Origin of the sequence: Shewanella sp. HN-41, assembly GCF_000217915.1 — a bacterium.
In the GTDB taxonomy this organism is placed as follows: Bacteria; Pseudomonadota; Gammaproteobacteria; order Enterobacterales; family Shewanellaceae; genus Shewanella.
In genome coordinates this window covers 19,650-27,538 of record NZ_AFOZ01000009.1, presented here as the reverse complement: position 1 = coordinate 27,538, position 7,889 = coordinate 19,650, and the positions used below count along the sequence as shown (strand labels likewise).

At 46.3% G+C, this 7,889-nt stretch carries 6 protein-coding genes and 1 tRNA gene; 5 read left to right on the top strand and 2 right to left on the bottom strand.

Annotation, left to right across the window (positions count from 1 at the left end):
- Window positions 1–10: 10 nt before the first annotated feature.
- Together SOHN41_RS01215 and orn are read right to left on the bottom strand one after the other, a co-directional pair.
- A tRNA-Gly gene (locus tag SOHN41_RS01215) sits at window positions 11–86 on the bottom strand.
- A 190-nt stretch (window positions 87–276) separates the two neighbouring features.
- Complete coding sequence (gene orn / locus SOHN41_RS01210) at window positions 277–822, bottom strand: oligoribonuclease (RefSeq protein ID WP_007644616.1); 546 nt, start codon at window positions 820–822, stop codon at window positions 277–279.
- A 112-nt stretch (window positions 823–934) separates the two neighbouring features.
- Here orn and rsgA point away from each other — a divergent pair, with 112 nt between their 5' ends.
- The 5 genes from rsgA to SOHN41_RS01185 all read left to right on the top strand — a co-directional run bounded on the left by rsgA (window position 935) and on the right by SOHN41_RS01185 (window position 7,838).
- Window positions 935–1,999: a small ribosomal subunit biogenesis GTPase RsgA gene (gene rsgA, locus SOHN41_RS01205; protein ID WP_007644614.1), complete on the top strand. Its 1,065-nt coding sequence runs from the start codon at window positions 935–937 to the stop codon at window positions 1,997–1,999.
- Window positions 2,000–2,061: 62 nt separating this feature from the next.
- Window positions 2,062–2,940, top strand: a complete 879-nt coding sequence (gene asd, locus SOHN41_RS01200) for an archaetidylserine decarboxylase (protein ID WP_007644611.1) — start codon at window positions 2,062–2,064, stop codon at window positions 2,938–2,940.
- A gap of 6 nt (window positions 2,941–2,946) precedes the next feature.
- Window positions 2,947–3,828, top strand: coding sequence for a DMT family transporter (locus tag SOHN41_RS01195; RefSeq protein WP_007644609.1), 882 nt, complete (start codon window positions 2,947–2,949; stop codon window positions 3,826–3,828).
- A gap of 69 nt (window positions 3,829–3,897) precedes the next feature.
- Complete coding sequence (locus SOHN41_RS01190) at window positions 3,898–7,101, top strand: mechanosensitive ion channel domain-containing protein (RefSeq protein ID WP_007644607.1); 3,204 nt, start codon at window positions 3,898–3,900, stop codon at window positions 7,099–7,101.
- A gap of 14 nt (window positions 7,102–7,115) precedes the next feature.
- Window positions 7,116–7,838, top strand: a complete 723-nt coding sequence (locus tag SOHN41_RS01185; protein ID WP_007644606.1) for a glycerophosphodiester phosphodiesterase — start codon at window positions 7,116–7,118, stop codon at window positions 7,836–7,838.
- Window positions 7,839–7,889 lie beyond the last annotated feature (51 nt).

Genomic DNA, 7,889 nt, shown 5'->3' with positions numbered 1-7,889 from the left:
AGTCTGAAATTGGAGCGACATATCGGGTTCGAACCGATGACCTATACCTTGGCAAGGTATCGCTCTACCAACTGAGCTAATGTCGCCTTTCGCATCGCTGCCACATTCGCCTTCAACATTAACAAAGGTATCGTCTCTCTGCCTTTGCCAACTGAGCTAATGTCGCTTTTAACCTAAATGACCGTCCATCTCTGTCCGCATCAAAAAGTTGAGGCCGCATTATATGAAAAATTCATGCGGCTGCAACCCCTTCTTGCAGATTTATCTGCTGATCGGTCAAATTTTAAATACTTTGCTGCGGTAATACTGTAATTCTGCGATCGATTCTTGAATATCTTGGAGTGCTTGGTGGGTACCTTCCTTCTTAAAACCCGCCATAGTCTCAGGGCTCCAACGTCTCACTAGCTCTTTTACCGTACTAACATCAAGGTTGCGATAATGGAAGTAATCCTCCAATTCACGCATATAACGATTTAAGAAGCGTCGATCTTGGCCAACACTGTTGCCACACATAGGTGAAGCACCTTTGGGCACATATTGCTCTAAAAAAGCAATCGTCTTGGCAACGGCTTGCGCTTCGTTATCTTGGCTAGCACGCACACGTTCAATCAGCCCAGACGCTCCGTGGTGCTTTTGATTCCAATCATCCATGACCGCCAGTACTTCATCCGACTGATGAATGGCGATCACAGGGCCTTGGCCTATGATATTGAGTTCTTGGTCCGTTACTAATGTGGCAATTTCAATGATCCTGTCTACATCGGGCTCAAGTCCCGTCATCTCCAGGTCAATCCAAATGAGATTATTTGCATCTGCCGCCATAAATCTGCCTTATTGTGTCAGTTAGCCTAAATTCAGGCATTTTTATTCAAGAGCGTGTATCATACTGCTTTTTTCCAACACAAAAAATCACCTAATTGACGAAGACGAATCAGTGAGTAAAAAGAAACCCCTAAGCCAAGGTCAATTACGCCGTATGCGTGCCAATCACGAGAAACGACTCAATCGTGACAACGGCGAAAAAAACACGCCAGAGTTACAGGATAGTTCACTCGGAGCCGAACAGAGCGGTACAGTAATTTCCCGTTTTGGCCAACATGCAGACATCGAAACCGAAGACGGCCAGATAGTCCGCTGTAATATTCGCCGAACCATTAATAGTTTAGTCACTGGCGACAAGGTCGTTGTGCGCTTAGCCATTGAGAGTCAAGCCAACAGCGGTATTGCGGGTATCGTTGAAGCCGTTCACCCGCGACGCTCTTCGCTGACACGCCCAGATTTATACGATGGCGTTAAGATTATTGCTTCCAATATCGATCAAATTTTAATCGTTTCATCAGTATTGCCCAGTTTTACCACCCAAATTATCGATCGCTACCTAGTGGCCGCCGAAGACACTGATATTCCGCCTATTATCATTTTGAATAAAATTGACTTGCTCAACCCCGATGAAGCCCAGGTAATAGATGAAGCGCTACAGCGCTATAAAGATATTGGCTATCCGGTTTATAAGGTCAGCAGCAAGTTAGGCGAAGGTATCGATACCATTAAAGGATTACTTAAGGATAAAGTCAGCGTATTTGCTGGTCAGTCTGGCGTAGGGAAATCCTCTATAATCAATGCTCTATTACCAGATGCCGATCTATTAGTAGGTGATGTTTCCGATAACTCGGGTTTAGGTCAGCACACGACTACCACGGCCAAACTATTGCATTTGCCCAGCGGTGGCGATTTGATTGACTCCCCCGGTGTACGGGAATTTGCCCTGTGGCACTTACCCGCACAGCGTGTAGGCTGGTGCTTTATCGAATTCCGCGACTTTTTAGGTGGCTGTAAATTTCGCGACTGCAAACACGGTGATGACCCGGGTTGTGCATTAAAAGCCGCAGTGAATGAAGGTAAAATTAGTGAAGATCGCTTCAACAATTACCATCGCATTATTGCCAGCCTCGATGAACAACGCCATGCGCGGCATTTCCGCGCTGCGGCGGATGAATAACAACGTATTGGTGAAAAACAACGGTCTCAGCACAGATTGAGCGGTAAGGAAAGGAATTAAAATTGGATAAAGTCAAAATTGCCCTGCAGTACATGCTGCCAAAACACCTATTATCACGCTTAGTGGGTAAGCTCGCCGCAGCACAAGCAGGCGCCTTGACCACGGCCGCCATTAAATGGTTTATCAAACAATATAAAATTGATATGAGCGAAGCGGCCCAGAGCGAACCAGAGGCTTACAAAAGCTTCAATGACTTCTTTACCCGTGCTTTAAAAGCGGGTATTCGCCCCGTCAACCAAGATCCCCAAATTATGGTGCATCCCGTTGACGGCGCTGTGAGTCAATTGGGCCCAATCAAAGATGGTCGCATTTTCCAGGCTAAGGGCCATCACTACTCTTCGCTCACCTTACTGGGGGATCAAGCCAATGATGCCAAGCGTTTCGAAGGCGGTGATTTCGCGACTATCTATTTGGCACCTAAGGATTACCATCGTATCCACATGCCGATTAAAGGCACTTTATCGAAAATGACCTATGTGCCTGGCGAGCTATTTTCGGTCAATCCATTAACCGCCAAACACGTTCCCGGCCTCTTTGCCCGTAACGAACGTGTTGTGGCAATTTTTGAAACCGAGCGAGGACCTCTGGCCATGGTATTAGTCGGCGCGACTATCGTTGCCAGCATTGAAACCGTCTGGGCAGGCACCATCACACCACCTACGGGTAAGCAAGTGTTCACTTGGGAATACCCAACGCAGGGACCCGATGCCATCACCTTAGATAAGGGCGATGAAATGGGCCGCTTTAAATTGGGCAGTACTGTGGTGATGTTATTTGCTGAAGATGCGATTGATACCTTTGCAGAAGGGGTTGAAGCGGAAGCCGTTACGCGTATGGGTCAAGCCTTCGCTAACCTGAAAGACGTTAAGCAAGCGGATTAAGCTTTCTTGAGTTCTACTAAACCTTCGGGATTAATTGAATTACATTTGGCTGTGCTGTTATTTGGCGGCACGGCTTTGTTTTCTAAATTAATCCCACTCAGTGCCCTCGACATCACCTTCCTACGCTGTATCGTGGCCGCTACTGTGTTAGGTTTGCTGGTCAAACTCAGGCATAAACGGTTAACGCTGGCCAGCAAGCAAGATTATCTGGTCGCTATCGGTTTAGGCGTTATTGTGAGCCTACATTGGGTCACCTACTTTGCCGCGATGCAGCTCTCCTCCGTTGCCATAGGTATGATTGCCTTTTTTACCTATCCGGTGATGACAGTCATTGCCGAGCCCCTGTTAACGGGGCATAAAATCAAACTACTCGATATTGCGAGCGGCGTACTAGTGCTCATTGGGGTAATTTTATTGATCCCGGAGGCCAATCTTGGCAATGATACCACCCTAGGAATCGCTATCGGCATTCTCTCGGCCATGCTATTTACCGCCCGGAATTTGCTCCAAAAACGCTACTTTACTCAATACTCTGGCCCCCATGCGATGTTTTACCAGACCTTAGTGGCTGTGATTTTTTTGTCGCCTTGGCATGAGGCCGACCTTAACAGCATTCCATTGAACGTCTGGGGATTAATCATCTTGCTTGGCGTGGCATTTACCGCGGCACCCCACGCATTGTTTACCTCGGCACTTCGGCATTTAAGTGCAAAAACCGTCGGGCTAGTCTCCTGTTTACAACCCTTTTATGGTGCCATGCTGGCGCTGGTGATTTTGGGTGAAGAATTGAGTCTCACAACCTTGGTTGGCGGTACGATAATCGTTGCCACGGCAATTTTTGAAACCCACCAGTCACACCAATCACAGCGGCAAAAAAAGAAGGTGTGAAACATACCAATCTCAGCCTAAGTTGGCTAAGATGAGTGCGTCATTTTCCCCGGGTTATTTTTAGTCGATATGTCACGTATTTTATTGTTCATTATTGCTTTTTTCTCTTTTTACACCTTAGCCAATTCGCCCTTGCAATTGGATAAGCGTCTTGGTTTAAACAACCAAAATCAGCAACAGGCCATTAGCATTGATGAACAAATTGCCGAGCTAAAAAGCAACATCAATAGACTGGCGGCTAATGCAGCCAGTTTCCAACAGACACAGCTGGATTTTGAAAAACACAAAAACCATATAAACCAAGGGTTCAAAGAGGCTTCAAGACAGCTATCTCTAAATAAAGGCACAGATCTCAGCCAACAGGCATCGATGGCCTATCTACGCTTGTCGGAATTAAAGGAAAGCGAGTCCGCCTTAGGCAATCAAGTCAATGAGTTATTACAACGCCATAATGTTTTACCCTCTGTGATTGCGACGGCAAGGCAGAATGTGCTGCAAAGCAAGAAGTCTGAGCTTGCCCCCTTAGATACTCCAACGGGGGAATTGCAGCAAACCCAACGGATCTTCTTAGAACAGAGCCTAACAACCAATGAAGCGGAACTTGCCAGTAGCCAAAAACGTATCGAACTAACCCAGTTACAATTGCAGTTAGTACGACAGCAATTGATCCAACAGGAAGCCTTGATTGAAACCATCAACAAGGCGATGAATAAACAGCGCCAACAGCAAACCGATGCAACCTTAGCCAAAAATCTGGTTGCGACGGATAAGGCCGTCGATCCTGTCACGCGCAATATTATCGATACCAACCAGATCTATGGCCAAAAACTGCAAACCTTAACCTTGCAAATCAACAATGTGATTGAGCAGCAGGAACAAGCTGAGATCCAATATCAGTCCCAAGCTAAGCAATTGGCGAATATCCAAGAACAAATTACTTGGGTAAAAATGAATTCCGCCTTCGGCGAACGCTTCTTGCAAATGTTGCAATCACTGCCTAAGCCACCCAACCACGAAAAACTTCAAACGCTTATCGCCGATGCGCGATTAGACAGATATCACCTAGAACAGCAACAAGCACTCAACGAACAGGAATTAGAGCAGTCAAGTCTCTACACTGATACGCAAATTAAGCTGCTTAATTCCCAGCAAGTGTTGCTGACGCAGTTAATGCAAGGTTACGATCAATACCTGAGTGAACTTGGCAAACTTAAAGTAAATTATCAACAACTTAGCCAACAAAATCTCACCCTTAAAAATACCCTTAACGAACATTTATTCTGGGTGCCTAATGCTGCCAGTATTAATAAATTATGGCTGACAGACGTCCAGCGCAGCACCCTATGGTTAGTGCAACAAGCACAGTGGGGGCAACTGGATAAAGCCTGGCAAGAGCAGAACGACTATTGGTCATGGTGGATAATTCTGTTGGTGCTATGTCTCGTCATCCAAGATCTCGTTACACCTAAATTTAATCGGCTAGTCACCCATTACGCCACTTATGTCGGTAACGTGACCCAAGATAAGTTCATTTACACCCTAAAAGCGCTTATCAGCAGTATTGGTTATGCCTTGATAAAACCTTTGCCTGTGGTCATTGCCGGGTGGATTTTCTACCAATCCGACCGCAACTTCGTGCAAGCCGTGGGCATGGGGATTTTAGCCATTGGCCTAGTTTATTTATTGTATCGTTTGATTTTTATCTTGGCCCTCGATAAGGGGGTTTTGGTTGGACACTTTAAGCGCCCCTCGAAACTCATCCAAGCAGGCCAATTTAGGCTAAAGCACTTTGTATTAGTGGTGAGTCCCCTACTGGGATTAATGGGGTTTACCGAAGTATTAGACGCCTCTCTGGTGCGTAACAGCATAGGCCGAGGAGCATTTATCCTCTTTTGTATTGTCTTGTTTTTACTCTACAAAGACATTCTCATCCTTAGCCGCCAAAATATCGATAGTCAAAAGGATGGTAAGAATAAGAAGCTGCTCCAAAAAATGCTCTGGGCGCTATTGATTTCGGTGCCGCTGCTCAGTGCCGTGCTCGCTTTCAGAGGTTACTACTTTACCGCCTTCCAGATGTTGTTACAGTTACAGCTTTCCTTGATATTAGGCCTAGGTTTTTTACTGTTATACCAACTCATTAAACGTTGGATGTTGATAGAACGTCGGCGTATCGCCTTCGATCGTGCTAAGGCCAAACGTGCCGAACGCTTAGCACAACGGGAAAAAGGGGAAACACACCATTTCTCGAATGATGGGCTCGACACCTACGAAGAACCCGTTGTCGACCTCGAAACTATTTCGAGCCAGTCCCTAGGGTTAGTACGCTCTCTGTTGCTACTCGCATTTTTAGCCAGCCTAATTGGCCTTTGGACACAAACCCACACGGCGCTGTTTTCCTTCCTCGATGGCATTACTCTGTGGACCACTAACACTAGCATTAATGGTTTAGAACAACAGTTACCTATCACAATGAAATCCCTGATGTTTGGATTAATTATCGTGGGGTTCTCATTGATGATAGCGACCAATCTTCCCGGATTATTAGAGCTGATGATCCTTCAACGGCTCGATCTGACGCCCGGCACAGGCTTTGCGATTACCACGGTCAGCCGCTATTTAGTGGTTTTTTTAGGTTTATTGATTGGCTTTTCAAATCTGGGAATGGAATGGTCCAAACTGCAGTGGTTAATTGCCGCGCTATCACTCGGTTTAGGTTTCGGCCTACAGGAGATTTTTGCCAACTTTATCTCGGGTCTAATTATCCTGTTCGAAAAACCCGTGCGTATTGGCGATACGGTCACTATCCGCGATCTCACCGGTACTGTGAGTAAAATTCAAATTCGCGCCACGACTATTATCGACTGGGATAGAAAGGAAATTATTATTCCCAATAAAGCCTTCATCACCGAACAACTGATCAACTGGTCTTTGTCAGATCCTATTACGCGGGTCATTGTTTATGTGTCGGTGGCGCGGGATTCTGATCCAGCCAAAGTCGAGGCAACCCTCTACCAAGCGGTGCGGGAATGTGAGGATGCATTGGCGACTCCAGAGCCTGAGGTCTGGTTTGCAGGTTTTGGTAAGCATACCCAAGATTACGAGGTGCGTGCCTATGCCAAAGATATGTCGGCTCGCTGGCCACTACGCCACGATCTCCATAAACGCATCACTAAAAAGCTCAAAGAAAACAATTTAGAACTCGCCTATCCGCAGATGGAAATCCATATCAAAAATGGCCAGAGTCGCGATCAGGTCGGCATAATTCGAAATTAACAGGGTTATAGAACATGCTTATTTTTGCTCACCGCGGCGCCAGCGGTTACGAGGCTGAAAATACCTTAGCAGCCATGACTAAAGCACTGCAGTTAGGCGTCCAAGCTATCGAGCTTGACGTCCATAATGTCGAGGGCGAGCTGGTTGTATTCCATGACAGACGGCTCGATCACAAAAGCTCAGGCACCGGCGTGATCCACTTAATCGATCACTCCTACCTTAAAAGCATTAATGTGAAGGGAGAGCCCATCCCAACTCTCTGGCAAGTGCTTGAATTGGTCGCGGGTCGCTGCATTGTCAATATTGAATTGAAAGGCATAAATACCGTTGCACCTTTGCTCGAATTATATCCTAAGGCATTAAATGAACTCGGTTTTACTCCTGAGCAATTACTGCTTTCCTCCTTTAACCACCCCTATCTACAGGCAGTAAAGCAAGCATTACCTAGGGCCTTAGTCGCACCACTGCTTGCCAGCATTCCCTTAGATGGCGCGGCGGTAGTCAGTGAACTTGCGGCTTATTCATTGCATTTAGATATCAGTTTTATCAGTCAAGCCCTAGTGGATGATGCCCACCACAGGGGAGCTAAAGTGTATGTCTATACTGTCGATCATCAAGATGATATCCATGCACTTAAGCAAATGGGGGTCGATGGTATTTTTAGCAATTATCCCGATCGGGCCATGAAAGTACTCACCCAAACCAGCAGCACAAATTACCAAGGCTACTTTGAGTAAATGAGATCACGTATCGAATCTATCGTGACGAGCCGAGTATCGCTAAGCAGG

Coding starts and splice junctions, on each gene's coding strand:
- orn (WP_007644616.1), bottom strand. CDS start 822: ATGGCGGCAGATGCAAATAATCTCATTTGGATTGACCTGGAGATGACG.
- SOHN41_RS01190 (WP_007644607.1), top strand. CDS start 3,898: ATGTCACGTATTTTATTGTTCATTATTGCTTTTTTCTCTTTTTACACC.
- SOHN41_RS01185 (WP_007644606.1), top strand. CDS start 7,116: ATGCTTATTTTTGCTCACCGCGGCGCCAGCGGTTACGAGGCTGAAAAT.